25 protein-coding genes are annotated in these 26207 nt (G+C 62.4%); 7 read left to right on the top strand and 18 right to left on the bottom strand.

Annotated features, from left to right (window positions below; translation table 11 throughout):
- Positions 1 to 24 precede the first annotated feature (24 nt).
- Positions 25 to 915 (top strand): ArgP/LysG family DNA-binding transcriptional regulator, encoded by an 891-nt coding sequence (locus tag O0882_RS25440; protein ID WP_289952497.1) that lies wholly within the window; start codon positions 25 to 27, stop codon positions 913 to 915.
- 1 nt (position 916) lies between these two features.
- Here O0882_RS25440 and O0882_RS25435 read toward each other — a convergent pair whose 3' ends face one another.
- The gene (locus O0882_RS25435) at positions 917 to 2974 is read right to left on the bottom strand and encodes a primosomal protein N' (protein WP_289952495.1); all 2058 of its coding nucleotides are present in this window, start codon (positions 2972 to 2974) and stop codon (positions 917 to 919) included.
- Between the two features lie 135 nt (positions 2975 to 3109).
- Here O0882_RS25435 and O0882_RS25430 point away from each other — a divergent pair, with 135 nt between their 5' ends.
- A complete protein-coding gene (locus O0882_RS25430) occupies positions 3110 to 3244 on the top strand; it encodes a hypothetical protein (protein WP_257572239.1) in 135 nt (44 codons plus the stop codon).
- Between the two features lie 572 nt (positions 3245 to 3816).
- On the opposite strand, the gene hemE is transcribed toward O0882_RS25430, so the two are convergent.
- A complete protein-coding gene (hemE, locus tag O0882_RS25425; protein ID WP_071075009.1) occupies positions 3817 to 4902 on the bottom strand; it encodes a uroporphyrinogen decarboxylase in 1086 nt (361 codons plus the stop codon).
- A 198-nt stretch (positions 4903 to 5100) separates the two neighbouring features.
- Between hemE and O0882_RS25420 the strand changes: the two genes are divergently transcribed.
- The 5 genes from O0882_RS25420 to O0882_RS25400 all read left to right on the top strand — a co-directional run bounded on the left by O0882_RS25420 (position 5101) and on the right by O0882_RS25400 (position 14547).
- Positions 5101 to 7044, top strand: a complete 1944-nt coding sequence (locus O0882_RS25420) for a prolyl oligopeptidase family serine peptidase (RefSeq protein WP_289952490.1) — start codon at positions 5101 to 5103, stop codon at positions 7042 to 7044.
- Complete coding sequence (locus tag O0882_RS25415) at positions 7041 to 11222, top strand: DEAD/DEAH box helicase (protein WP_289952488.1); 4182 nt, start codon at positions 7041 to 7043, stop codon at positions 11220 to 11222. The genes O0882_RS25420 and O0882_RS25415 overlap by 4 nt, the downstream gene beginning before the upstream one ends.
- Before the next feature lie 69 nt (positions 11223 to 11291).
- Positions 11292 to 11780: a hypothetical protein gene (locus O0882_RS25410; protein ID WP_289952487.1), complete on the top strand. Its 489-nt coding sequence runs from the start codon at positions 11292 to 11294 to the stop codon at positions 11778 to 11780.
- Between the two features lie 165 nt (positions 11781 to 11945).
- On the top strand, positions 11946 to 13808 hold the full coding sequence (locus tag O0882_RS25405; RefSeq protein WP_289952485.1) for a DUF885 domain-containing protein: 1863 nt from the start codon (positions 11946 to 11948) through the stop codon (positions 13806 to 13808).
- 172 nt (positions 13809 to 13980) lie between these two features.
- A complete protein-coding gene (locus O0882_RS25400) occupies positions 13981 to 14547 on the top strand; it encodes a hypothetical protein (protein ID WP_289952484.1) in 567 nt (188 codons plus the stop codon).
- Positions 14548 to 14629: 82 nt separating this feature from the next.
- Here O0882_RS25400 and tatC read toward each other — a convergent pair whose 3' ends face one another.
- The 16 genes from tatC to O0882_RS25320 form a co-directional block, all read right to left on the bottom strand.
- Positions 14630 to 15385: a twin-arginine translocase subunit TatC gene (tatC, locus tag O0882_RS25395; RefSeq protein WP_289952483.1), complete on the bottom strand. Its 756-nt coding sequence runs from the start codon at positions 15383 to 15385 to the stop codon at positions 14630 to 14632.
- The gene (gene tatB, locus O0882_RS25390; RefSeq protein WP_096232611.1) at positions 15382 to 15915 is read right to left on the bottom strand and encodes a Sec-independent protein translocase protein TatB; all 534 of its coding nucleotides are present in this window, start codon (positions 15913 to 15915) and stop codon (positions 15382 to 15384) included. Before tatB ends, tatC begins: the two co-directional genes overlap by 4 nt.
- Before the next feature lie 48 nt (positions 15916 to 15963).
- Positions 15964 to 16200: a Sec-independent protein translocase subunit TatA gene (gene tatA / locus O0882_RS25385; protein WP_071075001.1), complete on the bottom strand. Its 237-nt coding sequence runs from the start codon at positions 16198 to 16200 to the stop codon at positions 15964 to 15966.
- Between the two features lie 80 nt (positions 16201 to 16280).
- Positions 16281 to 16652: a histidine triad nucleotide-binding protein gene (locus O0882_RS25380; RefSeq protein WP_289952478.1), complete on the bottom strand. Its 372-nt coding sequence runs from the start codon at positions 16650 to 16652 to the stop codon at positions 16281 to 16283.
- Positions 16653 to 16667: 15 nt separating this feature from the next.
- Positions 16668 to 17039, bottom strand: a complete 372-nt coding sequence (locus tag O0882_RS25375) for a phosphoribosyl-ATP diphosphatase (protein ID WP_034753849.1) — start codon at positions 17037 to 17039, stop codon at positions 16668 to 16670.
- Positions 17036 to 17473 carry a phosphoribosyl-AMP cyclohydrolase gene (gene hisI / locus O0882_RS25370; RefSeq protein ID WP_070219635.1) on the bottom strand — a complete coding sequence of 146 codons (438 nt, stop codon included), beginning with the start codon at positions 17471 to 17473 and terminating at the stop codon, positions 17036 to 17038. The genes O0882_RS25375 and hisI overlap by 4 nt, the downstream gene beginning before the upstream one ends.
- A 34-nt stretch (positions 17474 to 17507) precedes the next feature.
- Entirely contained in the window at positions 17508 to 18269 is a 762-nt protein-coding gene (gene hisF, locus O0882_RS25365; RefSeq protein ID WP_070219637.1) for an imidazole glycerol phosphate synthase subunit HisF, read from the bottom strand.
- Between the two features lie 60 nt (positions 18270 to 18329).
- Positions 18330 to 19103 carry a 1-(5-phosphoribosyl)-5-[(5-phosphoribosylamino)methylideneamino]imidazole-4-carboxamide isomerase gene (gene hisA / locus O0882_RS25360; RefSeq protein ID WP_096232615.1) on the bottom strand — a complete coding sequence of 258 codons (774 nt, stop codon included), beginning with the start codon at positions 19101 to 19103 and terminating at the stop codon, positions 18330 to 18332.
- 63 nt (positions 19104 to 19166) lie between these two features.
- The gene (hisH, locus tag O0882_RS25355) at positions 19167 to 19805 is read right to left on the bottom strand and encodes an imidazole glycerol phosphate synthase subunit HisH (protein ID WP_289952470.1); all 639 of its coding nucleotides are present in this window, start codon (positions 19803 to 19805) and stop codon (positions 19167 to 19169) included.
- Positions 19806 to 19843: 38 nt separating this feature from the next.
- Complete coding sequence (gene hisB, locus O0882_RS25350) at positions 19844 to 20434, bottom strand: imidazoleglycerol-phosphate dehydratase HisB (RefSeq protein WP_010402123.1); 591 nt, start codon at positions 20432 to 20434, stop codon at positions 19844 to 19846.
- 19 nt (positions 20435 to 20453) lie between these two features.
- A complete protein-coding gene (gene hisC, locus O0882_RS25345) occupies positions 20454 to 21548 on the bottom strand; it encodes a histidinol-phosphate transaminase (protein WP_289952469.1) in 1095 nt (364 codons plus the stop codon).
- A 33-nt stretch (positions 21549 to 21581) separates the two neighbouring features.
- Entirely contained in the window at positions 21582 to 22517 is a 936-nt protein-coding gene (locus O0882_RS25340; RefSeq protein ID WP_289952468.1) for a site-specific DNA-methyltransferase, read from the bottom strand.
- A complete protein-coding gene (hisD, locus tag O0882_RS25335) occupies positions 22514 to 23839 on the bottom strand; it encodes a histidinol dehydrogenase (protein WP_289952467.1) in 1326 nt (441 codons plus the stop codon). Before hisD ends, O0882_RS25340 begins: the two co-directional genes overlap by 4 nt.
- A 26-nt stretch (positions 23840 to 23865) precedes the next feature.
- Positions 23866 to 24534, bottom strand: coding sequence for an ATP phosphoribosyltransferase (gene hisG, locus O0882_RS25330; protein WP_070219646.1), 669 nt, complete (start codon positions 24532 to 24534; stop codon positions 23866 to 23868).
- 146 nt (positions 24535 to 24680) lie between these two features.
- Complete coding sequence (murA, locus tag O0882_RS25325) at positions 24681 to 25931, bottom strand: UDP-N-acetylglucosamine 1-carboxyvinyltransferase (RefSeq protein ID WP_289952463.1); 1251 nt, start codon at positions 25929 to 25931, stop codon at positions 24681 to 24683.
- Positions 25932 to 25935: 4 nt separating this feature from the next.
- On the bottom strand, positions 25936 to 26172 hold the full coding sequence (locus O0882_RS25320) for a BolA/IbaG family iron-sulfur metabolism protein (protein ID WP_034753824.1): 237 nt from the start codon (positions 26170 to 26172) through the stop codon (positions 25936 to 25938).
- Between the last annotated feature and the right edge of the window lie 35 nt (positions 26173 to 26207).

The following is a 26207-nucleotide window of genomic DNA, read 5'->3' as shown; positions in this document are numbered from 1 at the left end:
TTTTAGAATTTATAAGCTGAGCTAATGGGATCACTCGATTATCGCGCGCTGGCCGTGCTGGACGCCGTGGCCAGCCATGGCAGTTTCGACAAGGCCGCCCTGGCGCTGGGCATCACCCAGTCGGCCGTCTCGCAGCGCATCAAGGCGCTGGAAGACGCCAGCGGGCGCTTGCTGATCATCCGTGGCCAGCCGGCCGTGCCGACGGGACTGGGCCAGCGCCTGATCGTGCATCACCGCAACGTCAAGCTGATGGAAGCGTCGCTCGACATCGACTTGGGCAACAGCGTCAGCATGCCGGAAATCGCCATCGCCATCGATGCCGACAGCCTGGCCACCTGGTTCCCCGCCACTTTATCCGCCCTGCTGGCGCCGCCCCGCTGCCAGCTCGACGTGCGCCTGGCCGACAGCGACAGCGCCTTGCAGATGGTGCGCGACGGCTCCGTGTTCGGCTGCGTGGCGGCCGAGTCCGGTACAGCGCTGGACGCGGCGGCCGCCACCAGCGTCACGCCGCTGGGCACCTTGCGCTATGTCTGCGTGGCGACACCCGTGTTTGCGGGCCACTGGTTCGGCGATGGTTTTAGTAGCGAGGCGGTGCAGCTGGCGCCGGCCGTGGTGGGCCAGCACGGCTTGCTGGCGCGTTTCCTTGCTGAAAAATTGAGCATGCGTGAACCGTTTCCGCACCACACCTTACCGGTGGAAACGGCGCGCCGCGGCTGCGTCCAGGATGGCCTGGCCTACGGCTTGATGCCGCAGCGCCTGGCCGCGCCAGCGCTGGCGACAGAAAGACTGGTCGATCTGCTGCCGGGCAGCACCCTGGACGTACCGCTGAGCTGGCATGCGTGGACCCTGGACACGCCGTTTACCAAGCTGCTGTCCGAGCAGATCGTCAAGTCGGCGCGCGATTACCTGCAGTAATTTAAATATCGAGCGGGTCCACTTCCAGCGACCATTTCACGCGCGACTTCATGGCGCGCAGCTCATTTAGCCATTCTTTTAAAAACGCCTGCAGGGCCGGCCGCGAGGGCGATTCCAGCAGCAGCTGGGCGCGGTCCACGTTGTAGACGCGCGTCATGCTCATGGGAATCGGGTCATTGATGGTCACTTGCGGGTGTGCCATGCACTCCTTGGCCGCCTGCAGGAACTCGATGGCCGTGGCCAGCTCGGGCGCCTCGGCACGCAGCAGGGCCTGGAACAGGTAGGGCGGCAACGCCGCCTGCGCCCGCTCTTCCAGCAGGGTGGTGGCGAAATGGTCGTAATCGTGGTTGACGACGGCGTCGTACAGCGGATGGCGCGCATAGCGCGTCTGGATCAGCACCTCACTGACGCTGCCCCCTTCCGTCTGCGCAGCGCGCCCGGCCCGGCCCGCCACCTGCATGAGCTGGGCGAACAGGCGTTCGCTGGCCCGGTAATCCTGCGAAAACAGGGCCGTGTCCGGATTCAAGATGCCCACCAGGGTCAGCTTTTTGAAATCGTGGCCCTTGGCCACCATCTGCGTGCCGATCAAAATATCCACTTCACCCCGGTGCACGGTGTCGAACGCTTCCTGCGCGCTGCCCTTCTTGCGGGTGGAATCGGCGTCGATGCGCAAGATGCGCGCCTCGGGAAACAATTGCTGCAAACCCTCTTCCACCCGCTGCGTGCCCCGTCCCAGCGGCTGCAGATCGACGTTGCCGCAGGTGGGGCAATGGCGGGGAATGCGCAATTCCAGGCTGCAGTGGTGGCAGCGCAGCCGGTGTTCGGGCTTGTGCAGCACCATGAACGAGGTGCAGCGCGTGCAATTGCTGATCCAGCCGCACGATTCGCAGCAGATGACGGGGGAATAGCCGCGCCGGTTCAGGAACAGCAGCGACTGCTCACCGCGCTCCATGCGCAGTTTCAAGGCGGCGATCAGATGCGAGGTCAGGCCATCTTTCGGCTTGTCGCGCTCCATGTCGAGGATCTTGACGCGTGGCAAGACGGCATTTTTCACCGCCCGTTCGCGCAGTTCCAACTTGCGGTAGCGCCCCGTCTGCGCGTGGTGCCAGCTTTCCAGCGAGGGTGTCGCCGAGCCCAGTACGATGGGAATCTGCAATTGCCAGGCGCGCCACACGGCCAGGTCGCGCGCGGAATAGCGCAAGCCTTCCTGCTGCTTGTAGGAAGGATCGTGCTCCTCGTCGATGACGATCAATTTGAGTTTCGGCAAGGATGCCAGGATGGCTAATCTCGTGCCGAGCACGATGCGTGCCTGGCCCTGGTGCGCGGCCAGCCAGTGCAGCATGCGCTCGCCTTCGGACAGGCTGCTGTGCAGGGTGGCCAGCATGACGCCGGGAAAGCGCGCGCGGATATTGCCTTCCAGTTGGGGCGTCAGGTTAATTTCCGGCACCAGGATGAGGATTTGCGCCGCCTCGTCGCGCGCCAGCACCTGGGCGCAGGCTTGCAGATACACTTCCGTCTTGCCGCTGCCCGTCACGCCGTACAGCAGGGTCGGCTTGAAACCCCGGGCGCCGCCAATGGTATCGGCCGCTTCCTGCTGGGCGGCATTCAGGGCCGGCATGTTCAGCGGCGTGCCATCGTGCGCATCGGCCAGCTTGGCCAGCTTCTTGATGGCGCGGTCGAGCGCCACGGTGGTCAGCACGCGCAGATTCTTCGGTAAACCCGGCAGCGCCACCTCGCCCAGCGGACGCTGGTAGTAATCGGCGGCAAAGGCGGCCAGCGCCAGCCACTGCTCCGACAGCGGCGCCAGCTGGCTGCGCACGGCCAGCACGTCCTTCAATTTCGCGGCGGGCACGTCGGTACTGCTTGAGATGCCGACGATCAGCCCCATCACCTCGCGCCGGCCGAACGGCACCAGCGCCAGTTGCCCCACTTGCGGCAGCGCTACGTCCGCGCCGGCATCCGCATCCACCGCCGCGTTCCAGCGGTAGTCGAACAGGGCGTTCAGGGGCGTGTCGAGCGCGATTTTCAGGATGCACGACGTCAAAATGCACTGCGACATGGGGAGTTGGCCTATCTTATAAAAAAGCGCGCGGCAGGGTCAATGGCGCGGCGGGAGGTCAGGCATCAAGCCAGCGGGCCATGATACTTGTTTCGTCCGTCAAACGCCTAACAGCAGGCAGGACAGCGTGCCATCATGCCTGAAGAAAATTCTGTGGATAACTTTGTGGACAAAGCAAAATTAACTTTCATAAAAATGTGGACAGAAAATTTTGACCGCCGTCAAGAGGGGCACGCAAGAAAAATTAACTATTTAAAATCAATGACTTAAAAATTGATCCCCGGAAGGCGATAAATCCGTGGGGCATTTCCGCCGCTGTGCATAACTGAACCATTTCTGATTTTTTTTGTACAGGAATAAGCACCGTTTTGATGCATGCCCTGCACAAAAATCTCCACCCTATGCGGCAAAGTTGACAATTGCCGGGCAAGCGTTCGGTTTTACCCGACGGGTGGCGAAACATTGTTCAATTATCATGCGGTGCAACATGCACTTCAGGTGAAACCTGAACATCGACGCTAAGTATCGGTTAACAAAATACTTTTCAGTTTTATCCACAGAATCTGTTGATAACTTTGTGGACAATGAAGGAATAAGGCTGGCAAACGGAAGAATAACCTTATCAATTGCAACAAAGTCCACCGGGCAAGGCATTTTTTATTTCTTAATAATCAAGCACTTGCGGAGCATCCCCGGGCATGGATTTTCGACTGCCTCTTATTTCCGCAGCAAAAAAAATTGTGCATAAGTCGGTATGTCTTGCTAAGGCGCGGCAAAGAAAAAGGCAGGCTTCCGCTGGAAAGCCTGCCTCTTGCGCCCCTGCGCCAGGGGAATGCGCTTGCTTACTGGCCGCTGCGCATGGCGCGGCTCATGCTGTGCACGGCTTCCACCATGGCTGCCACCGATTCCGGCGGCGTGAACTGGGAAATGCCATGGCCCAGGTTGAACACGTGCCCCGTGCCTGCCGATGGCGCGCCAAAGGCGTTGAGCACTTTCGCCACTTCGGCGCGGATCTGCTCGGGGCTGGCGAACAGGATGGCAGGGTCGAGATTGCCCTGCAAGCCCACTTTATGCCCGACCAGCTGGCGCGCGCGCGTCAGGTTGACGGTCCAGTCCAGGCCCACGGCATCGGCGCCGATGTCGGCGATCTGCTCGATCCACTGGCCGCCGCCCTTGGTAAACACGATGGCGGGAATCTTGACGCCATCCTTGTCGCGTTTCAGCTGCGCCACCACTTGCTGCATGTAGGCCAGCGAGAATTCCTGGTAGGCGCCATCGGCCAGCGCACCGCCCCAGGAATCGAAAATCATCACGGCTTGCGCGCCGGCATCGATTTGCGCATTCAGGTACTGCGCCACGGACGTGGCGTTGATCGCCAGGATGTGGTGCATCAGGTCAGGGCGGTTGTACAGCATCTTCTTGATGGTATGGAACTCTTTCGAGCCGCCGCCTTCCACCATGTAGCACGCCAGGGTCCACGGGCTGCCAGAAAAACCGATCAGTGGCACACGGCCATTGAGTTCCGTGCGGATTTGCGTGACGGCCTTGAAAACGTAGTCGAGCGACTCCAGGTCCGGCACTTGCAAGGCCTTCACATCCTGCTCCGTGCGCAGCGGGCGCTCGAACTTCGGGCCTTCGCCATCGGCGAAATACAGGCCCAGGCCCATCGCGTCAGGCACCGTCAGGATGTCGGAAAACAGGATGGCCGCGTCGAGCGGGAAGCGCTCCAGGGGCTGCAAGGTCACTTCGGTGGCGTAATCGGGATTCTTCGCCAGGCCCAGGAAGGAGCCGGCCCGCTCGCGCGTGGCGCGGTATTCGGGCAGGTAGCGGCCAGCCTGGCGCATCAGCCAGACAGGGGTGTGCTCGGTCGGCTGGCGCAACAGGGCGCGCAGGAAAGTGTCATTCTGGAGCGGAGCAAATTGTGGCATGGCAGGCAATCGAGCTTGGAGAAGCGGTATTATCGCATCCAATCGCCGCCATTTCATTGATTCCGGTGCCGCTTTGCAGCATTTGCCACGCACAGCGATGACTTTCGTTGTGCCGGCCCTTCCTTTATGATGATGCACGCCGCCGCGCTGCCTGACGCCGCCTGGAGGCCCCCCTTTCCACCACGACACGGAGCCCGCATGACCTCGACCGCATCCAGCACCCCTTATGGCATCTGGCCATCGCCGATCAGCGCGGCCATCGTCGCCGCTGGCGCCTCGCCGCTGACGCAGCTGGCCCTGGGCGGGGCGGATGGCGCCGACGTGTTCTGGCTGGCCGGGCGCGCCAGCGAAGCGGGCCGCAACACCCTGCTGCGCCAGCGCGGCGCGCGGGTCGATGAACTCACGCCGGCACCGTTCAACGTGCGCACCCGCGTGCATGAATACGGCGGCGGCGCGTATGCCGTGGCCGGCGATACCGTGTATTTTTCGCATTTCGCCGACAATTGCCTGTACCGCGTGGCCGGCGATGCCGCGCCCGAAGCGTTGACCACGGGCGGCAACACGCGCCATGCGGACTTCGTCGTCGATGCGGCCCGTGCCCGCCTGATCTCCGTGCGCGAGCAGCACCCGGCAGAAGGGCACGCGCATCCGGAAAACTGCCTGGCCGCCGTCGGCTTCGACGGACACGAGACGGTGCTGGCGCGCGGCCACGATTTTTATGCGGCGCCGCGTTTGTCGCCGGACGGCAGCCATCTGGCCTGGATCAGCTGGGACCACCCGCGCCTGCCGTGGCAAGGCACGGAACTGTGGCTGGCTGACGTGCACGCGGACGGCAGCCTGGGGTCGCCACGCCTGATCGCCGGTGGCGCGCGCGAGTCGATTTGCCAGCCGGAATGGTCGCCGAACGGCTTGCTGCACTTCGTTTCCGACAGCAGCGGCTGGTGGAATCTGTACCGCCTGCACGGCGCCAACATCGAGGCGCTGTGCCCGATGGAAGCGGAATTTGCCACGCCGCACTGGACCTTCGGCGCCAGCATGTACGGTTTTCTGTCCGACGACGAGATCGTCTGCACGTATATCCAGGCCGGCATCAGCTACCTGGCGCAATTGAACGTGGCCGAGGCGAAACTGGAGCCGATTCCCCACCCGTACCAGGAAATCCGCGAACTGCGCGTAGGCCCCGGCTTCGTCGCGCTGCTGGGCGGCAGCCCCACCATCGCGCTGGAACTGGCGCGCATCGACCTGTCGAACCACGAACTGGAAGTGCTGGCGCAGTCGATCACGCAATTGCCGGCGCTGGCTTACCTGTCCGTGCCGCGCAGCTTGAGCTTTCCTAGCAGCAATGGCCGCACGGCCTACGCCTTTTTTTATGCGCCCACCAATGGCGACGTGCAGGCGCCGGCAGGCACATTACCACCCGTCATCGTCATCAGCCATGGCGGCCCCACCAGCATGGCCAGCAATACCTTGAAACTGGCGACGCAGTACTGGACCAGCCGCGGCATCGGCGTGCTCGACGTCAACTATGGCGGCAGCAGCGGCTTCGGGCGCGAATACCGCGACGCGCTGCGCGGGCAATGGGGTATCGTCGACGTGGAAGACTGCATCGCCGGCGCGCGCTACCTGGCCGCCAACGGCCTGGCCGACCCCGAGCGCCTGATCATCCGCGGCGGCAGCGCGGGCGGCCTGACGACCCTGTGCGCGCTGACCTTCCACGACGTCTTCAAGGCGGGCGCCAGTTACTATGGCGTGTCCGACCTGAAGGGCCTGGACGACGATTCGCACAAGTTCGAATCGCGCTACACCGATTACCTGATCGCCTCGCAGCCGCAGGCCGAGGCGCTGTATCTTGAACGCTCGCCCATCCACCACACGGATAAATTGTCGCGCCCGATGATCTTCTTCCAGGGCCTCGATGACAAGGTGGTGCCGCCACAGCAGTCGCAGCTGATGGTCGATGCCCTGCAGGCGCGCGGCGTGCCCGTCGCGTATGTGCCGCTCGAAGGCGAGGGACATGGCTTCCGCAAGGCGGAAAACATCGTGCGCACGCTGGAGGCGGAACTGTATTTCTACCAGCGCGTGTTCGGCCTGCCCGTGGCGGCCGGCGAGCCGCCCGTGCATATTGCCAATTTGCCCGCATGAGCGAACAGAATGGTGACCAACATCTGCTAGCCGAATTCGCCGCCCTGGAGCAGCACGAACAGATGATCCTGGCCTTGCTGGCGATTGCGGGCGAGCCGGTGGGCAAGCATGCCGTGTATGAACACTTGCAGCGCGCCAATATCGTCGAGCCGGACGGCACGCCGTTTGCCCTGCTCACCGTCACGGGCATGCTGCAGCATTTGACGCGGCATGCGCTGGCGTCCGAGGTGGTGGGACGCGGCTATGCCTGCGAAGCCAAGCTGCGCTGGCCCGCCATGCGCGCGGCCATCGAGCACCTGGCGTTCCGCGACCTGTGCCAGGCCATCGAAACCATCAATCCCGTGCGCCGCAACTGGGATGGCTATGTGGAATTGCGCAGCTACCGGCAAGGCGTGGCGCGCCTGCGCATCGCCCTGTTGCGCAATGACGAGGTGCGCCACGTGGCCGCCATCCTGGCCGCCTGCATGGCGTGCTATGAAGCGCAGCAGCTGCATCCGCTGATCGAGATCTTCGGCCGCCCGTTCGAGCCGGAAATGCTGTCTTTCGTCATGCCGCAACTGCAGGATGACATCCTCGCCGTGCTGCTGGGCAACGCCCCGCGCGAGCCGGCCACGGCGCACGCCATCCGCAGCTATGCGCGCGCCCACCACGCGCGCCAGGCGGCGGCCGGCGACCATATCGGCGCCGCCCTGCCGCTGGCCTTGGCGGAAGATGCCCTGCTGTGCGGCGAACTCGACGCCGCCGCGCGCTACCTGGCGGGCCAGCAGGGGCCACAGGCGCTGTTTGTCGACAGCAGCATCGCCCTGTTGCGCGGCGAACATGCGCACGCCGTGGCGGGCTTCGACACGGCCCTGAAAGGACTGCGCAAGGAGGCGGGCAAGCGCAAGCTGTGCTTTACGGGCATCGGCGGCCACCTGTATGTGCTGGCCCTGCTGCGTGGCAACGACGCCAAGCTGCTGAAAAGCGCGGAAACCTACCTCGATATCGCGCTGCACGCGCAGCCGAACCACGACAGCATCGTCTACCAGCAGTTGAACACCTTGCGCCTGGTGCGTGCCGGCGTGCTGCTGGCGGAAAGCATCCCCACGCGCAGCTGGGAAACAGGCTTGCAGGCGCAGCTGTTCCAGGCCTTGCTGTACTACTGGCTGGCGCTACCGCAATTGAGCGAGCGCAAGGATCAATTGCGCTTGCTGGTGCAGCAAGCCGACGCCGCCGGCTACGACCTGATCGCGGCACAGGCGGCCGGCTTGCTGGGCTTGCTGGGAGAGCCGCAGCAGGAGCGCTATGCGACCGCCAAACGGGCGCGGCACGGCTTGACGGACATGGCGCCGTGGTTCGAGCGCCAGGAAGCGTGGCAGCGCCAGCTGAGCGCGCTGATCAACCTGCAGCAAAACGCACCCGCCGAAGCCATCGGCAGCGTCTCGCGCCTCGTGTGGCTGGTGGCGTTCGACCCGCGTTTCGGCCTGACGGCCGTGGAAGTGCGCGAGCAGAAACGCGACGCACGCGGTGGCTGGAGCAAGGGCCGCGCCATGGGCCTCAAACGCCTGGCCGAAGAGGCGGGCGACATCGATTTCCTCACGCCGCAAGACGCGCGCGCGGCGGGCAGCATCGCACCGTTCAAACAATATTATTCGTCGGCACCGCGCTATGAAATCGAGCTGGACAAGGCCGCCATCTTGCTGGTGGGCCACCCGCTGGTGTTCTGGCTCGACCATCCTGACACGCGCGTGGAACTGATCGCCGGCGCGCCCGAGTTGCTGATCAAGTCGCACGAGGGGCAGCTGTGGCTGGGCATGCAGCCGCCATTGCCCGACAACGGCGGCAATGTCGTGGTGCAGCGGGAAACGCCGACGCGCTTGCGCGTGGTGCACATCCTCGACGAGCACCGGCGCATCGGCGCCATCGTGGGCCTGGGCCTGTCCGTGCCCCTGCACGCGGAAAAACAGGTGATGCAGGCGATCGGCGCCATCTCGTCCATGGTCACCGTGCAATCGGATATCGGCGGTGGCGCCGGCGACGCGGAAGTCATCACGGCCGACCACCGCTTGCACGTGCATCTGCTGCCCTACCAGCAGGGCCTCAAAATGCAGATTTTAGTGCGCCCCCTGCTCGACAACGGCGCCTATTACGCGCCCGGCAGCGGCGCCGAAAGCGTGTTTGCCGACGTGGCGGGCCGGGCCGTGCAAGCGCGGCGCGACCTGAACGGGGAACGCGAAGCGCAGCGCCAGCTGATTGGTAAATGCCTGGTGCTGGAAGAGGCGGAAGAAGAGCACGGCGAGTGGCTGCTGGGCCAGCCTGCGCTGGGCTTGCAACTGCTGGTGGAATTGCAGGCGCTGGACCCTGCGGGCATGGTGCTGGCCTGGCCGGAAGGCGAAACCATGCGCGTGTCGAAACGCATCGACAGCGGCCAGATGCGCTTGAATATCAAGAGCGAAAAGGACTGGTTTGCCGCCAGTGGCGAAGTGCAGATCGATGAAGACAAGGTGATGGATTTGCGCGCCCTGCTCGACTTGATGCAGAACAATAAAAGCCGCTTCGTGGCCTTGGGCGACAACCAGTTCCTGGCCCTCAGCGACGAATTGCACCGCCGCCTGTCCGAACTGGCCGCGTATGGCGAGGCGCATGCCGATGGCGTGCACATCCACCCGCTGGCCGCCTTCGCACTGGAAGAGCTGGCCAACGATGCGGGCGGCGTGAAGGCCGACAAACTCTGGCGCGAACACTTGCTGCGCCTGCGCGCCCTCGACGATTATCAGCCGCAGCTGCCCAGCACCCTGCAGGCGGACTTGCGCGACTACCAGCTGGCCGGCTACGCATGGCTGGCGCGCCTGGCGCACTGGGGCGTGGGCGCCTGCCTGGCCGACGACATGGGACTCGGCAAGACGTTGCAGGCGCTGGCGCTGATCCTGGCGCGCGCGCCCAACGGCCCCACCTTGGTGGTCGCGCCCACGTCCGTCTGCATGAACTGGATCAGCGAAGCGCAGCGTTTTGCGCCCACCCTGAACATCAAACTGTTCGGCAGCGGCGACCGCGCCGACATGCTCGATACCTTGCAGCCATTCGACCTGGTGGTGGCCAGCTATGGCTTGCTGCAGCAGGAAGCGACCCTGTTTGCCGGCGTGCGCTGGCATACCATCGTGCTCGACGAGGCGCAAGCGATCAAGAATGGCGCCACCAAGCGCTCGCAAGCCGTGATGGCCTTGCAAGGGGACTTCCGCATGCTGGCCAGCGGCACGCCGCTGGAAAACCATTTGGGCGAATTGTGGAATTTGTTCCGTTTTATTAACCCCGGTTTGCTGGGCACTCTCGACCAGTTTAATTTGCGCTTCGCGGGACCGATTGAGAAAGATCAGGACAAGCGGGCGGCAGCTGGCGCGCGCTTGCGGCTGCGCCGCCTGATCGCACCCTTCATCTTGCGCAGGACAAAAACGCAAGTGCTGTCCGAATTGCCGTCGCGCACGGAAATCGTGCTGGAAGTGGAATTGTCGCCGCCGGAAACGGCGCTATACGAATCCTTGCGCCGCGAAGCGCTGGAAAAGCTGGCCATGGTGGAAGGGCCGGCGTCGAAGAAGGCCATCCAGATCCTGGCCGAAATCATGAAGCTGCGCCGTGCCTGCTGCAATCCGCAGCTGGTGGCGCCGGAACTGGGCCTGGCCAGCAGCAAGCTGGCGGCCTTCGCCGAGCTGCTGTCGGGCTTGCTGGAAAACCGCCACAAGGTGCTCGTCTTCAGCCAGTTCGTCGACCATTTAACACTCATCCGCCAGCACCTGGAGCAGCATGGCGTCAGCTATCAGTATCTCGACGGCAGCACGCCCATGCAGGAGCGCAAGCGCCGCGTGGACGCCTTCCAGGCGGGCGAAGGCGACGTTTTCCTGATCAGCCTGAAAGCGGGCGGCATGGGCATCAATCTGACGGCGGCCGATTACGTGATCCACATGGACCCGTGGTGGAATCCGGCCGTGGAAGACCAGGCCTCGGACCGCGCCCACCGCATGGGGCAATTGCGTCCCGTCACCATTTACCGGCTGGTGGCGAAGCACACGATCGAGGAAGGCATCGTCGAATTGCACCAGCACAAGCGCGATCTGGCCGACAGTCTGCTGGAAGGCAGCGACGCGGCAGCGCGCATGTCGGCCAGCGACATGCTGGGCATGCTGCAGGAGGGCTTGAAGCCATGAGATTGAAAAAATGCGCGGCACCACCGCGTTCCATGCGATGATCGTTTTTCCCTGTTTCTATCCCACGCCATGACCGACTATATCGCCACCAGCGCCGGCCAGCGCGCCACCTTTTTGTGCGGCAAATCCTGGACGGCCTATGTCAGCACTTTCGTCATTGCCGTGCTGCTGTTCTTTGCCGCCCTGCCGCTGGCCTTCAAGTACAACGCGCGCGCCGCCTTCGTGGTACTGATCGGCTCGGCCCTGATCGTCGGCTACCGCCTGCTGACCATCCGCAGCTATCAGCTGTACATTGATGAGGCGGGCGTCTGGCTGGCCTCCGGCATCTTGCCGTGGAAAAAGAAACTCATGGGCGTCAAATGGCGCGACATGGATGAAGCCGTCTACGAAACCAATTTCTGGAGCTGGCTGTTCCAGTCCTACACGGTGCGCGTCAGCCAGCGCTACACGCAAGACATCGAAATCCACGCCACCGGCATGGCGCGCGGCAAAGATGCCGTGGCGGCCATCAATGCGCGTCAGCAGGAACTGCTGCAAGGCAGCGCCATCGTCGTCTAGCGGGGCTGGCTTGCCTGGCAAAAAACTGCGCAAGCGTGGCAATTAATGCTAATCTTTGGCCGCCCTGGCAAGCAAAGCCAACCTTTCAATAGTTGTTTGTTACTTATATTATCAGTTTATTATTTTCTGATGAGAGCAAACAACAAAATATTCAAGAGATAAACTATGCTTACAAGAAATAAAGTTGCGCTCGCCGCATTGATGCTGGCCTTTACCCTGACACCGGCCAGCGCCGCCAAAAAGCCGCAGAAGAACGGCAAGGCCAGTACCAGCAGCAGCAAGAAAAAAACCGGCGCCAAAAAAGCGGCCGTCGTCAGTGCCGCCACGGCAGCCACGGTCGCCGCCGTCGCCAGCGAGAACAGCAGCGACCGCTCCATGAATAACCTGAGCGGCCAGTTCCTCACGGCCCTGTGGCGCCTGGACCCGGAAAGCGCGATTTCGGTCGGCAAGTACGATGGCGCCGCCAACCTGAGCATTCCCGACGCGGCCAGCCGCCAGAAGCAACTGGCCTTCATCGAAGAATGGCTGGGCAAGTTCGGCAAGCTGAATGCCAGCAAAATGTCGGACAAGCAACGTACCGACCTGGCCTTGCTGACGAATAAACTGCAATCGGACCGCTGGTATCTGACCACCTTCCGCGAATTCGAATGGAATCCCGCGCAGTACAACGTGGCCGGCTCCATCGATTTCATCCTGAACACGGAATACGCGGCGCAGCCGCAGCGCCTGCGCACCTTGCTCAAGCGCATCGCCAGCGTGCCGCAATACTATGCGGCCGCGCGCGCCAGCATCGTCAACCCCACGCGCGAACACACGCAACTGGCCATCGCCCAGAGCGCCGGCGTGCTCAGCGTGCTTGACGACCTGAACAAGACGGCACAGGCGTCCATCCTGACGCCGCTCGAAAAACAGCTGTACAACGCGCGCATCGCCGCGGCCCGCTCGGCCGTGCAAGGCTATGCCGCCTGGCTGACGGAGCAGGATGCCGCGCTGGCGCAGAACGGCAATGCGCGCTCCTTCCGCATCGGCAAGGACTTGTACGAACAGAAATTTGCCTACGATATCCAGGCCAGCGTCAGCGCCGAGCAGATGTACCAGAAAGCCCTGGCCGCGCGCGAAAAGTTGCTTGAGCACATGGATAGCCTGTCCGACGAGCTGTGGGTGAAAACCATGGGCGCCACGGCCAAGCCGGCGGACCGCACTGCCAAGATCGGCATGGTGATCGACAAGCTGTCCAGCAATCACGTGGCGCCCGCCGATTTCGTGCCGGAAATCCGCCGCCAGATCCCCGAGTTGCAGGAATGGGTGACCAGCCACAACCTGCTGACGATGGACCCGAAAAAGCCCCTGGTCGTGCGTGAAACGCCCGCTTACCAGCGCGGCGTGGCTGGCGCCAGCATCGAGGCTCCCGGCCCCTACCGTCCGCAGGACCGCACCTATTACAACGTGACGCCGCTCGACGGCGAAACGGCGGAACAGGCGGAAAGCAGCTTGCGCGAGTACAACCACTGGATCTTGCAGATCCTGAACATCCACGAAGCCATCCCTGGCCACTACACGCAACTCGTGTATGCCAACAAGTCGCCTTCGCTGGTCAAGTCCATCTTCGGCAACGGCGCCATGATCGAAGGCTGGGCCGTGTATGGCGAACGCATGATGCTTGAATCGGGCTATGGCAACAATGCGCCGGAAATGTGGCTGATGTATTCGAAGTGGAACTTGCGCAGCGTCACCAACACCATCCTCGACTACAGCGTGCACGTGCAGGGCATGACGCAGGAGCAGGCGCTGGACCTGCTGACGCGCCAGGCCTTCCAGACCAAGCGTGAAGCGACGGAAAAATGGCGCCGCGTGCAGCTGAGCTCAGTTCAGCTGACCAGCTATTTCAGCGGCTACAGCGAAATCATGGACTTGCGCGAACAGCGCAAGCAAGCGCTGGGCAGCAAATTCGTGCTGAAGGATTTCCACGAGCAATTCCTCAGCTACGGCAGCGCGCCCGTGAAAGTCATCAAGGAACTGATGAACTAAGCGGCGCTCGCCGTCAGCTTGCAAAGGGCGCTGCGGCGCCCTTTTTGCATCCGTTTGCGCCGTCGCAAACCGCCAGCGTCCCTGCCCATTAAGCTGACGGGAAGGCAGGCGCCACCGCACTCCTCACTGGCAATTGCCGATTTTTCTGCTAGGCTGGATCTCAGGAGCGTCCATGCATATGCCCATCCAGTTCGACACCCTCGATTACGCCAAACGCCTCGCCTCGGCCGGCGTACCCGTGCAGCAAGCGGAAGCCCATGCGGCAGCCTTGGGTGATGTGCTGGGGTCGGCAGTCGTCGTGCATGGCGAACTGGCGGCGCTGGAACGCAATCTGCTGGGAGAAATCAAGCTGGTGGCACAAAGAGTCGACACCAGGGTGGGGGCCCTTGATGTGAAAATAGATGCGCTGGAACTGAAACTCGACAGCAAAATAGATACACTGGAACTGAAACTCGACGGCAGAATAGATGCAGTGGAACTGAAACTCGATAGCAGAATAGATGTACTGGAACAGAAGTTCGATCGCAGAATAGATGCACTTGAACAGAAGTTCGATGCCAGATTCGATAACTCCGAGCAGAAGTTCGATGCCAGATTCGCTACTTCCGAGCAAAAATTCGACGCCCGCCTGGAACGCCTGGACTTGCGCCAGGGCGCGGACATGAAACACGTGTACTGGATGATGAGTACCTTGATCCTGCTCAACTTGGGCATTCTCAGCAAATTGATGCTGCAGTAAGCACTCACCTGCCCATCCGGCGATAAAAAGCCGCTGCTCCCGGGGAGGTCAGCGGCTTTTGCTGGCGAGTATTGAAGCGCGTCTAGGACGCTTCTTCCGGCGCCTGGGTGGCCTTGACGAAGATGGGCGCCACCAGCAGGCCCAGCTCGAACAACAGGCACATGGGGATGGCCAGCGAGAACTGGCTGACCACGTCCGGCGGCGTGACGATGGCGGCAATCACGAAGGCGCCGACGATGATGTAGGGACGCACTTCCTTGAGTTTCGCGATAGTAACCAAGCCCATGCGCACGAGGATCACCACCACCACAGGCACTTCGAACGTCGCGCCAAATGCCAGGCACATCGACATGACGAAATCGAGGTAGTTTTCAATATCGGGTGTCACCGCGATCGACGATGGCGAAAAGTCGCTGATGAAGTGAAACACGCGGCCAAACACAAAGAAATAGCAGAAGGCCACGCCGGCCATGAACAGCAGCGACGACGAGATGACCAGCGGCGCGATCAGGCGCTTTTCATGCGTGTACAGGCCAGGCGCGATGAAGGCCCACATCTGGTACAGCACCCAGGGCAAGGCGACGATGAAGGCGATCACCAACGTCACTTTCATCGGCACCAGGAACGGCGAGATGACGCCGGTGGCGATCATTTTCGAGCCGGCCGGCAGCGAGGCGATCATCGGCGCGGCAATAAAATCGTAGATTTGCGAGGGGCCGGGCCAATAGAACAGCACGGCGCAGACGACGGCGATACCGATCGAGGCCTTGACCAGGCGGTTGCGCAGCTCGACCAGATGCGAGATAAAGGTTTCTTCCACCGGGGATTTGCTACTCATGAGTAAAAGGAGGAGGAACTGGCGCGCGGACGGAAGCGCGCCACGCGGGCGGCCGCCGACTGCACGTGCTGCTTGCCGCCATGGCGCTGCTTGTACCAGCCAGGGATGGCGGAATTGCGCACCAGCTTCTTGCGGCGGAATTCACGCGCCTTGCGGGCCAGATCTTCATTGGTGGCGCGCAGCATGGCTTCATGGGCATCGTGATGCCCCTCATACGAGCTGGAATCGCCGCGCCAGGCGTTTTCCACCTCAGCCAGGTTGCCGGAGATCGAGTTTTCCACGCCATGCATGGATTTCTCCACGCTTTGCTTGACGGAATGGGCTGCCTCCTGCACTTCCTTCTGCAGGTTTTTCAGCTCTTCCATTTCAATTTCGCGCGAGACTTCGGATTTCACCTGGTTCAGGTAGCGTTGCGCGCGGCCATACAGGGTACCGGCCATGCGTGCCACTCTCGGCAGCTTTTCAGGGCCGATGACTATCAACGCAACCACGCCGATGATGGCGATTTTAGAGAGACCGAGATCGATCATAAGCGGACAAGGCCTGTTACCGGACGAGGCAAGCGCCCCGCCACGCTATCAGAACTTGCTTTTCTCTTTCGTCTCGACGTCGATGGTGCTTTTGTCGGCCACTTGCGATGGCGCAGCAGGAGGGGTATTGGCTGCCGGGGCGTCATCGTCGCCCTTGACGCCATCCTTGAAGCCTTTGACGGCCTTGCCGATATCACCGCCGATATTGCCCAGTTTCTTGGTGCCGAAGACCAGCATCACAATGACCAGAACGATCACCCAGTGCCAAATACTCAATGAACCCATCACATTCTCCTTGCGGGGCGGTGCCCGAATAGCGTCGACCAATGCCGGTAGTATACACGTGAACCCGGCGCGCAGCGAGATCAGTGTTGACCGCGCCAGGGGCGGGGGCCGCCGTACACATGCATGTGCAGGTGATACACCTCTTGCCCGCCGTTCGGGCCGCTGTTGATCATGGTCTTGAAGCCGCCGGCGGGCGTACCATCGGCCTCATACGTGACGGCGCAGCCGAACTCGGCAGCGAGCTTCGGCGCCAGGCGCAGCAGCTTGCCGAGTATTTCCGTATGGCTATCGTCGCAGTCGGACAGGCTGGCCACGTGGCGCTTCGGGATCAACAGCAAATGCACGGGGGCGGCCGGGTTGATGTCCTTGAAGGCCAGCAAGTCCTCGTCTTCATACACGATGGACGAAGGAATTTGTTTTGCAGCAATCTTGCAGAAAATACAGTTATCCACGCACGCTCCAGTAGGTCAGTGTTTGTCTGTTTCGCCGGCGTCGCGCAATTCATCCTTGCGTGCCGCTTTCTCTTCCAGGCCGGACAGGCCTTCGCGGCGCGCCAGCTCGTCGAGCACCTGCTGCGGCGTCAGGTCGAACTGCGCCAGCATCACCAGGCTGTGAAACCACAGGTCGGCGCATTCGTACAGGACCTTCGACGGGTCGTTGTCGCGGCGCGCATCCTTGGCGGCCATCACCGTTTCCGTCGCTTCTTCGCCGATTTTTTTCAAAATCGCATCGTCGCCCTTGGCAAACAGGCGCGCGACATAGGAGGTGGCGGGGTCGCCGCCGTTGGCCAGCTTGCGCGATTCGATCACGGCGGCCAGGCGCTTCAGGGTTTCACTCATTTGCTCTTGCTTTCCGCATAAATCGTCTCAGGGTCTTTCAGGACGGGGTCGGTGATTTGCCATTCGCCCGTTTTCTCGTCGCCTTCGAATTTCTGGAAGAAGCACGAATGGCGGCCCGTATGGCAGGCGATGCCGCCGGCTTGCTCGATTTTCAGCAAGACCACGTCTTCGTCGCAATCGAGGCGGATTTCCAGCACCTTTTGCGTGTGGCCGGACTCTTCGCCCTTGTGCCACAGTTTCTTGCGCGAACGGCTCCAGTATACGGCTTCGCCCAGTTCCACCGTGCGCGCCAGCGCGTCGCGGTTCATCCAGGCGAACATCAGCACGTCATTGCTGCCCGCTTCCTGCGCGATCACGGGCACCAGGCCGTGCTCGTCCCATTTGACCTTTTTCAGCCACTTGGCATTGCTTGCTACGATGGTTCCGTTTTGCATGTTCTTCTATCCTGCCTATATTTACTGCTGATATTTACGCCAGGCGCATGGGAATGCCCTGCTGCGCCATGAAACGCTTGGCTTCCTGCACCGTGTGCTGGCCATAGTGGAAGATGCTGGCGGCCAGCACGGCGTCCGCGCGGCCCACCTTGATGCCATCGACCAGATCCTGCAAGCCGCCCACGCCGCCCGAGGCGATGACGGGAATGCTGACGGCATCGGACACGCCGCGCGTCAGGCCCAAGTCGAAGCCGACCTTGGTGCCGTCGCGGTCCATGCTGGTGAGCAAGATCTCTCCGGCGCCCAGGCTTTCCATTTTACGCGCCCATTCGAACGCGTCCAGGCCCGTGGCAGTGCGCCCGCCATGGGTAAACACTTCCCACTTGCCGGGCGACACTTGCTTGGCGTCGATGGCGACGACGATGCATTGCGAGCCGTGCTTTTGCGACGCCTCAAACACCAGTTGCGGATTCGTCACGGCCGAGGTGTTGATGCTGACCTTGTCGGCGCCCGCGTTGAGCAGCCGGCGCACGTCTTCCACCACGCGCACGCCACCGCCCACGGTCAGCGGAATGAACACTTGTGACGCGACGGCTTCGATAATGTCGAAGATCAGGCCACGGTTGTCGCTCGAGGCGGTAATGTCGAGGAAAGTGATTTCGTCGGCGCCCTGCTCATCATAGCGGCGGGCAATTTCCACCGGATCGCCGGCGTCGCGCAATTCCGTGAAATTGACGCCTTTGACAACGCGGCCATTGGTCACGTCGAGGCAGGGGATGATACGTTTTGCAAGCATGATGGGTTCCAGATTGTCGCCAGGCCAGGGCATGCACGTGCACACCCCGACCGGGCAGGCTTAAACGGCGGCGTCGGTCAGTTCGTCGGCGCGTTCCTGCGCCTGCGCCAGGTCGATCGTGCCTTCATAGATGGAACGGCCGCAGATCACGCCTTCGATACCTTCGGCCTGGACCGCGCACAGCGCTTCCACGTCGCCGATATTGTGCAGGCCGCCCGAGGCGATGACGGGGATCTTGACGGCTTGCGCCAGCTTGACGGTGGCGTCGATATTGATGCCGCCCATCATGCCGTCGCGGCCGATGTCCGTGTAGATGATCGATTCGACGCCGTAGGCTTCGAATTTTTTTGCCAGGTCGATCACTTCGTGGCCCGACATCTTGCTCCAGCCATCTGTTGCTACTTTGCCATCTTTGGCATCGAGGCCGACGATGATGTGGCCCGGGAAGGCGCCGCAGGCGTCGTGCAGGAAGCCGGGGCTTTTCACGGCCGCCGTGCCGATGATGACATAGGTGATGCCGGCGTCGAGATAGCGCTCGATGGTATCGAGGTCACGGATGCCGCCGCCCAGCTGCACGGGAATTTCCTCGATGTCGTTTTCCAGTGCGAAATCCTGCACCGCCTTCAGGATGGCTTTGACGGCGCCTTCGTTCTTCGGCTTGCCGGCAAAGGCGCCGTTCAGGTCGACCAGGTGCAGCCGGCGCGCGCCTTGCATCAGCCAATGGCGGGCCATCTCGGCAGGGTCTTCGGAAAATACGGTGGCAAGTTCCATATCGCCTTGTTTCAGGCGTACGCAGTGACCGTCTTTCAGGTCGATGGCGGGAATTAGCAGCATGGTCAGTGTGGTTTAAAGTGAGTGAAGAAGCGAAAAAAAGCTGAAAAGGTCACGTAGGTCACATCAAGGTTGCCAGTGAACAAAGTTCTTGTACAGCTGCAAGCCAGCGGCAGCACTTTTTTCAGGATGAAACTGTGTCGCGAAAATATTATCACGCGCGACGGCGCAAGCGAACGGCGCGCCATAGACAGTCTCGCCCACCGTGTGCGCCGCTTCTTGAGGTTGAGCAAAATAGCTGTGCACAAAGTAGAAATACGCGTTGTCGGCAATGTCATCCCACATCGCATGGGACGCCGTTTGCCGCACTTGGTTCCAGCCCATTTGTGGCACCTTGAAGCGCGAGCCGTCTTCCTGCACCTGGCCGTCGAGCTGGAAGCGCACGACTTTGCCTGGCAACAAGCCCAGACCGGCCGCATCGCCCTCTTCGCTGCCGTCGAACAGCATTTGCTCGCCGATGCACACGCCCAGTACGGGCTTGCTGTCGGCGGCGCGCAGCAGCGCCTCCAATACGCCCGATTCGCGCAGGCTGCGCATGCAGTCGGGCATGGCGCCCTGGCCCGGCAAGACAATGCGGTCGGCGCTGTCGATGTCGGCAGCGAGGCCGGAAATGCGCACATCGGCTTCCGGCGCCACGGCACGCAGCGCCTGCGCCACCGAGCGCAAATTGCCCATGCCGTAATCCACCACCACAATTTTATTCATGTTTGATCCCGGAATCTACAGTATAGCGAGAGCTGCGCTTACAGGCTGCCCTTGGTCGATGGAATGATGCCGGCCGCGCGCTCGTCGAGCTCGGCAGCCATGCGCAGCGCGCGGCCAAAGGCCTTGAACACGGTTTCGCACTGATGGTGGGCATTCGTGCCGCGCAGGTTGTCGATATGCAAGGTCACGCCCGCATGGTTGACGAAGCCGCGGAAAAATTCCAGGGTCAGGTCGACGTCGAAGCCGGCGATCATGGCGCGTGTAAATGGGATGTGGTATTCGATGCCCGGGCGGCCCGAGAAATCGAGCACCACGCGCGACAGCGCCTCGTCCAGCGGCACATACGCATGGCCGTAGCGGCGGATGCCCTTCTTGTCGCCGATGGCCTTGGCCACGGCCATGCCCAGGGTGATGCCCACGTCTTCCACCGTATGGTGGTTGTCGATATGCACGTCGCCCGTCGCTTCGATATCCAGGTCGATCAAGCCGTGGCGGGCGATCTGGTCCAGCATATGGTCGAGGAAGGGCACGCCGGTGTTGAGCTTTTGCTGGCCCGTGCCGTCCAGGTTGAGGGCGACGCGAACTTGCGTCTCATTGGTGTTGCGCGTGATTTCTGCGGTGCGGTTCATGGGAGGCTCTGGCGATAGGCTAAACGAGGGATGCCTTGAAGGCATCGTAAAAAAGGGAATTCTCTTCCGGGGTACTGACGCTGATGCGCAGGCAATTGGCCAGCGCAGCATGCATTTTACTCATATTTTTTATTAAAACCCTGCGGGCAAGCAGTTTTGCACAAACATCGTCGGAATCAGCCACACGAATCAGAAGAAAATTTGCCTTCGAGGGAAACACGGTCACGCCCGGCAGTTCCGCCAGGCGCAGCGCCAGGTCGTCGCGCGCGCTGTTGAGCAGATCCGCCTGGGCATTGAGCACGTCGAGGTGTTCGAGCGCGAATTCGGCCGCCGCCTGCGTCAATACATTCACATTGTACGGCGGGCGCACTTTCTCGAATTGCGCCAGCAGGGCCGGCGCGGCCGACATGTAGCCGAGGCGGATGCCGGCCAGGCCCAGTTTCGACACGGTGCGCATCACCACCAGGTTCTCGAATTCGGGCAGGCGGCCCATGAAGCTGCGCTGCGCGAACGGCTCGTAGGCTTCGTCGACGACGGCGATGCCGGTGTCACCGAGGGCGGCGAGGATGCGTTCGATGTCGGCGCTGGCAAACAGGTTGCCCGTCGGGTTGTTCGGATACGCGAGGAAGACCAGCGCCGGACGGTGCTGTTCAATCGCCGCCAGCATGGCCGGCATGTCCAGGCTGAAGTCGGCCTGCAGGGGCACGCCGACGAAATCCATGCCGGCAAACTGCGCCGACCGCGCATACATGACGAAGGCCGGCACGGGCGCCAGCAGCACGGCGCGCTGGTCCGGCTCCTGGCGGGCGCAGGCCATGGCCAGGATGGAAATCAGTTCATCGGAGCCGTTGCCCAGCATGACGTCGTAGCCGGCTGGCACGCCGAGTCTGGCGCAGATGGCCGCCTGCAGGCTGGCGTACGATGGCGGATAACGGTTCAGCGCCACGCCGGCCAGGCGCGCGCCCAGTTCCTCGCGCAGCTGCGGCGGCAGCGGATACGGGTTTTCCATCGCATCGAGCTTGATGTAACCGCTGGCATCGGCTACCTGGTAGCTGTTGACGGCGTGCACATCGGAGCGCACGGTGTTGCTGATTAACTGATCGAGGAAAGACATGCTGCAAACACTCCTGATGGAATTAAAGGGAGACTAAATGACGACGTCTTCCGGCACGGCGGCGCTGCGCGCCTTGCGGGCCGGCGCTTTTTTCACGGCGGGCGGCTTTTTCACGGCAGCCGGTTTTTTAGCGGCCGCCGGCTTCTTCGCCGCCTTGGCGGCCTTCGGTGCGGGAGCGGCCGGTGCGGCCAGCTCCTGCGCCAGTGCCGCCAGCCGCTGTTCGATGATGGCGCAATAATCGGGGTTCAGTTCAAAGCCGACGAAATCGCGCCCGCAACGCTTGGCCGCCAGCGCCGTGGTGCCGCTGCCCATGAACAGGTCGAGCACCACGCCGCCGGGCGGGCACGAAGCCTTGAGCATGCGCTCGATGATTTCCAGCGGCTTTTGCGTCGGGTGGTCGGCCCGTTCCGGGTGTTCCTTGTGCAGGCGCGAGACGCTCCACAAGTCTTTCGGGTTGTAGCCCACTTCCAGCCATTTGGCGCCGATGAAGATCGAGCGCGAACGGGCTTTCTTGGTGGCCGCGTCGTAGGCGATGCGCACCGCGTCAAGGTCGAAGTAGTAATCCTTGCGCTTGACGAAGAAGCCGATGGTGTCGTGCACCGATGAAAAGCTGCGCACGCTGCCGCCCATGGACGGCACGCGGCGGTCCCAGATGATTTCATTCATCATCGCCATGCGCTGTTTCAGCATGACGAAGATCTCCGGCGAATAGCGCCAGGTGAGAAAGATATACAGGCTGCCGTTGGCTTTCAGCTTGGGCAGCGCCGCATCGATCCACGCCTCCGTCCAGCGCAGGTAGTCGGCCACCGACTGCTGGTCCGAGGCGTTGCCGTAATCCTTGCCCAGGTTATACGGCGGATCCGTCAGGATCAGGTCCACGGAACCATCGGGAATGCGCGCCAGCCCCGCCAGCGCATCTTCGCAATAGACCCGGTTGACCCAGTCCGGCCGCTCCGCCACCTGCGTCATGGCTGCGGCTTCAGACGCAGCTCGGCGCTGCGCGCGTGCGCTTGCAAGCCTTCGCCATACGCCAGCGTGGCGGCGACACGGCCCAGGGTTTGTGCACCCGCTTCACTGACGTGAATGATGGACGAGCGCTTCTGGAAGTCGTACACGCCCAGCGGCGACGAAAAGCGCGCCGTGCGCGAGGTCGGCAGCACGTGATTGGGACCGCAGCAATAGTCGCCCAGCGATTCGGACGAAAAGCGGCCCAGGAACATGGCGCCCGCGTGGCGGATCTGCTCGGCCCACTGCTGCGGGTTTTCCGCCGAGATTTCCAGGTGTTCCGCGGCGATGCTGTTGGCGATTTCACACGCCTCTGCCATGCTGCGCACCTTGATCAAGGCGCCGCGGTCTGCCAGCGAGGTGCTGATGGTGGCCTGGCGCGGCATCGTCGGCAGCAGCCTGGCGATGCTCTCCTCGACCTGCGCGATGTAGTCCGCGTCGGGGCACAGCAGGATCGCTTGCGCCAGCTCGTCGTGCTCGGCCTGCGAAAACAGGTCCATCGCGACCCAGTCCGGGTCCGTCGTGCCATCGCACAGCACGAGGATTTCGGAAGGCCCCGCGATCATGTCGATGCCGACGATGCCGAACACGCGGCGCTTGGCGGCGGCCACGTAGGCGTTGCCGGGGCCGACGATTTTATCCACGGCGGCGATCGTCTGCGTGCCGTAGGCCAGCGCGCCGACCGCTTGCGCGCCGCCGATCGTGATCACGCGCGTCACGCCGGCGATCGCGGCGGCGGCCAGCACCATCTGGTTTTTCACGCCATCGGGCGTCGGTACCACCATGATGATTTCGCCCACGCCCGCCACATGCGCGGGAATGGCGTTCATCAGCACGGACGACGGATATGCTGCCTTGCCGCCCGGGACGTAGATGCCGACGCGATCCAGCGGCGTGATCTTCTGGCCCAGCACCGTGCCATCGGGCTCGGTATAGCTGAAACCACGCAATTCCTCACGCTGGCGTTCGTGGAAGGCGCGGATGCGCTGCGCGGCGATCTGCAGCGCTTCGCGCTGCGCCGACGGCAAGCCGTTCAGGGCCGCCTGCAATTCGGCTTGCGAAATATCAAAGGCCGCCATTTCCGCCGCACCGCCATGCGGGATGCGGTCGAAACGGTTGGTGTATTCCAGGACGGCGGCATCGCCGCGCGTTTTCACGTCGGCCAGGATTTTTGCCACCGACGTTTCAATCGCCGCATCGGTGCCCGCCTCGAACGCCAGCAGCGTATCGAGCGATTGTTGGAAACCATCCTGGCTTGAATCGAGCTTGCGTATCTGTATCGGCATAATCGGCTTTCTGCTACTGAGAGTGTCTAGGCTTGCGAAGCGCGTTCAAACGCCTCGATAATCGGCTGCAAGCGCTCGCGCTTGAGCTTGAGCGCTGCCTGGTTGACCACCAGGCGCGACGAAATTTCCATGATGTGCTCGACCTCGACGAGGTTGTTCGCGCGCAGCGTGCTACCCGTGCTGACCAGGTCGACGATGGCGTCGGACAGGCCCACCAAAGGCGCCAGTTCCATCGAGCCATACAGCTTGATCAGGTCGACGTGCACGCCCTTGGCGGCGAAATGCTCGCGCGCCGTGTGCACGAACTTGGTGGCCACGCGCAAGCGCGCGCCCTGGTGCACGGCCTTTTCATAGTCGAAGCCGGCCTGCACCGCCACCGACATGCGGCAAGAAGCGATATTCAGGTCGATCGGCTGGTACAGGCCTTCGCCGCCGTGTTCCAGCAGCACATCCTTGCCCGCCACGCCGAAATCGGCCGCGCCGTACTGCACGTAGGTCGGCACGTCGCTGGCGCGCACGATGATGACGCGCACGTTCGGATCGTTGGTGGCCAAAATCAGCTTGCGCGAGGTCTCCGGGTTTTCCAGCACCTTGATGCCGGCCGCTTCCAGCAGCGGCATGGTGTCCTCAAAAATGCGGCCTTTTGACAGCGCCAAAATCAGCTGGGAGCTGTCACCGTTGTTCGATCCGTTCATGCTCGTTCCTTACTCATTTATGATTTACAACACCTGACAAAACCGTAGCGAGCGAAAGTGATTTGTGGTCGAGAAGCGCAACTGTACGAAGGTACAGTGAGCATCGCAGGCCGCAAAGCACGACGCGCAGTAGGTTTTGACAGGCGTTACTTGATGCGTACGATGTTGGCGCCCACGGCCGACAACTTCACTTCCATGCGGTCGTAGCCGCGGTCGAGGTGATAGATGCGGTCGATCAGGGTTTCGCCATCGGCCGCCAGGGCGGCGATCACCAGCGACGCCGAGGCACGCAGGTCGGTCGCCATCACGGGCGCGCCGCGCAACTGCTTGACGCCGGCGATGATGGCCGTGTTGCCCTCGATCGTGATGTCGGCGCCCAGGCGGTTCATTTCCTGCACGTGCATGAAGCGGTTCTCGAAAATCGTCTCGGTGACACGGCTGGCACCGTTGGCGATGGTGTTCACCGCCATGAACTGCGCCTGCATGTCGGTCGGGAAGCCCGGGTACTCGGTGGTGCGGAAGCTGACGGGGTTCGGACGGGCCGACATCTCGGCGCGGATCCAGTCGGCGCCGAAGGTCATCGTCAGGCCCATGGCGCGCAGCTTGTCGAGCGCCGCGTCGAGGATATCGGTGCGCACATTGCGCAGCGTGATGTCGCCGCCGGTGGCCGCCACGGCGCACAGGAAGGTGCCCGTCTCGATACGGTCGGCGATCACCGCGTGCGAAGCGCCATGCAAGGCGTCGACGCCCTGGATCACCAGGCGGCTGGTGCCGATGCCGTCGATCTTCGCGCCCATGGCCACCAGCAGGTGCGCCAGGTCGGTCACTTCCGGCTCGCAGGCGGCGTTTTCCAGGATGGTCTCGCCTTCGGCCAGGGTCGCGGCCATCAGCAGATTCTCGGTGCCGGTGACGGTGATCATGTCGGTGACGATGCGCGCGCCTTTCAGCTTGGCGCACTTGGCGTAGATGTAGCCAGCCTCGATGCGGATCTCGGCGCCCAGCGCTTCCAGGCCCTTGATGTGCTGGTCGACGGGGCGCGAACCGATGGCGCAGCCGCCCGGCAGCGAGACCTTGGCTTCGCCGAAGCGCGCCAGCATGGGGCCCAGCACCAGGATCGAGGCGCGCATGGTCTTCACCAGTTCATACGGCGCTTCCAGGGTGGTGATGGCGCTGCCGTTCAACACCACGCGGTCGCCGTCCTGCTGCACCTTCAGGCCCGTCTGGCCCAGCAGTTTCAACATGGTGGCCACGTCGTGCAAATGCGGCACGTTGGTCAGGTCCAGGTCGCCCGCGGTCAGCAGGCCCGCGCACAGGATGGGCAAGGCGGCGTTTTTCGCGCCGGAGATGGTGATGTCGCCGTTCAGGCGGTTGCCGCCGTTGATGAGGAGTTTGTCCATGTGCTTATCCTTGGAATTCTTCAGGTGTCAGGGTTTTCATCGACAGCGCATGGATTTCCTCGCGCATGCGGTCGCCCAGTGCCGCATAGACGATCTGGTGACGCTGGATCAAACGCTTGCCGGCAAACGCGGGCGAGACGATCACGGCCTGGAAGTGCTGGCCATCGCCCTCCACTTCGAGGTGCGTGCATTCGAGGCCGGCCGACAAGTAGCCGTGGATCAGTTCTGGAGTGGTGGTCACGATAAGTCCTTGATATTGAATAGGGTAGTAATGGG

Origin of the sequence: Janthinobacterium sp. SUN073, from assembly GCF_030397665.1 — a bacterium.
Taxonomy (GTDB): Bacteria; Pseudomonadota; Gammaproteobacteria; order Burkholderiales; family Burkholderiaceae_D; genus Janthinobacterium.
This window is presented reverse-complemented; position numbering and strand designations above follow the sequence as displayed.

What these genes read in the sequence shown, in the direction of transcription:
- O0882_RS25440 (WP_289952497.1), top strand. Translation starts at nt 25, where the DNA reads ATGGGATCACTCGATTATCGCGCGCTGGCCGTGCTGGACGCCGTGGCC.
- O0882_RS25435 (WP_289952495.1), bottom strand. Translation starts at nt 2,974, where the DNA reads ATGTCGCAGTGCATTTTGACGTCGTGCATCCTGAAAATCGCGCTCGAC.
- O0882_RS25430 (WP_257572239.1), top strand. Translation starts at nt 3,110, where the DNA reads ATGCCTGAAGAAAATTCTGTGGATAACTTTGTGGACAAAGCAAAATTA.
- hemE (WP_071075009.1), bottom strand. Translation starts at nt 4,902, where the DNA reads ATGCCACAATTTGCTCCGCTCCAGAATGACACTTTCCTGCGCGCCCTG.
- O0882_RS25420 (WP_289952490.1), top strand. Translation starts at nt 5,101, where the DNA reads ATGACCTCGACCGCATCCAGCACCCCTTATGGCATCTGGCCATCGCCG.
- O0882_RS25415 (WP_289952488.1), top strand. Translation starts at nt 7,041, where the DNA reads ATGAGCGAACAGAATGGTGACCAACATCTGCTAGCCGAATTCGCCGCC.
- O0882_RS25410 (WP_289952487.1), top strand. Translation starts at nt 11,292, where the DNA reads ATGACCGACTATATCGCCACCAGCGCCGGCCAGCGCGCCACCTTTTTG.
- O0882_RS25405 (WP_289952485.1), top strand. Translation starts at nt 11,946, where the DNA reads ATGCTTACAAGAAATAAAGTTGCGCTCGCCGCATTGATGCTGGCCTTT.
- O0882_RS25400 (WP_289952484.1), top strand. Translation starts at nt 13,981, where the DNA reads ATGCATATGCCCATCCAGTTCGACACCCTCGATTACGCCAAACGCCTC.
- tatC (WP_289952483.1), bottom strand. Translation starts at nt 15,385, where the DNA reads ATGAGTAGCAAATCCCCGGTGGAAGAAACCTTTATCTCGCATCTGGTC.
- tatB (WP_096232611.1), bottom strand. Translation starts at nt 15,915, where the DNA reads ATGATCGATCTCGGTCTCTCTAAAATCGCCATCATCGGCGTGGTTGCG.
- tatA (WP_071075001.1), bottom strand. Translation starts at nt 16,200, where the DNA reads ATGGGTTCATTGAGTATTTGGCACTGGGTGATCGTTCTGGTCATTGTG.
- O0882_RS25375 (WP_034753849.1), bottom strand. Translation starts at nt 17,039, where the DNA reads ATGAGTGAAACCCTGAAGCGCCTGGCCGCCGTGATCGAATCGCGCAAG.
- hisI (WP_070219635.1), bottom strand. Translation starts at nt 17,473, where the DNA reads ATGCAAAACGGAACCATCGTAGCAAGCAATGCCAAGTGGCTGAAAAAG.
- hisF (WP_070219637.1), bottom strand. Translation starts at nt 18,269, where the DNA reads ATGCTTGCAAAACGTATCATCCCCTGCCTCGACGTGACCAATGGCCGC.
- hisA (WP_096232615.1), bottom strand. Translation starts at nt 19,103, where the DNA reads ATGCTGCTAATTCCCGCCATCGACCTGAAAGACGGTCACTGCGTACGC.
- hisH (WP_289952470.1), bottom strand. Translation starts at nt 19,805, where the DNA reads ATGAATAAAATTGTGGTGGTGGATTACGGCATGGGCAATTTGCGCTCG.
- hisB (WP_010402123.1), bottom strand. Translation starts at nt 20,434, where the DNA reads ATGAACCGCACCGCAGAAATCACGCGCAACACCAATGAGACGCAAGTT.
- hisC (WP_289952469.1), bottom strand. Translation starts at nt 21,548, where the DNA reads ATGTCTTTCCTCGATCAGTTAATCAGCAACACCGTGCGCTCCGATGTG.
- O0882_RS25340 (WP_289952468.1), bottom strand. Translation starts at nt 22,517, where the DNA reads ATGACGCAGGTGGCGGAGCGGCCGGACTGGGTCAACCGGGTCTATTGC.
- hisD (WP_289952467.1), bottom strand. Translation starts at nt 23,839, where the DNA reads ATGCCGATACAGATACGCAAGCTCGATTCAAGCCAGGATGGTTTCCAA.
- hisG (WP_070219646.1), bottom strand. Translation starts at nt 24,534, where the DNA reads ATGAACGGATCGAACAACGGTGACAGCTCCCAGCTGATTTTGGCGCTG.
- murA (WP_289952463.1), bottom strand. Translation starts at nt 25,931, where the DNA reads ATGGACAAACTCCTCATCAACGGCGGCAACCGCCTGAACGGCGACATC.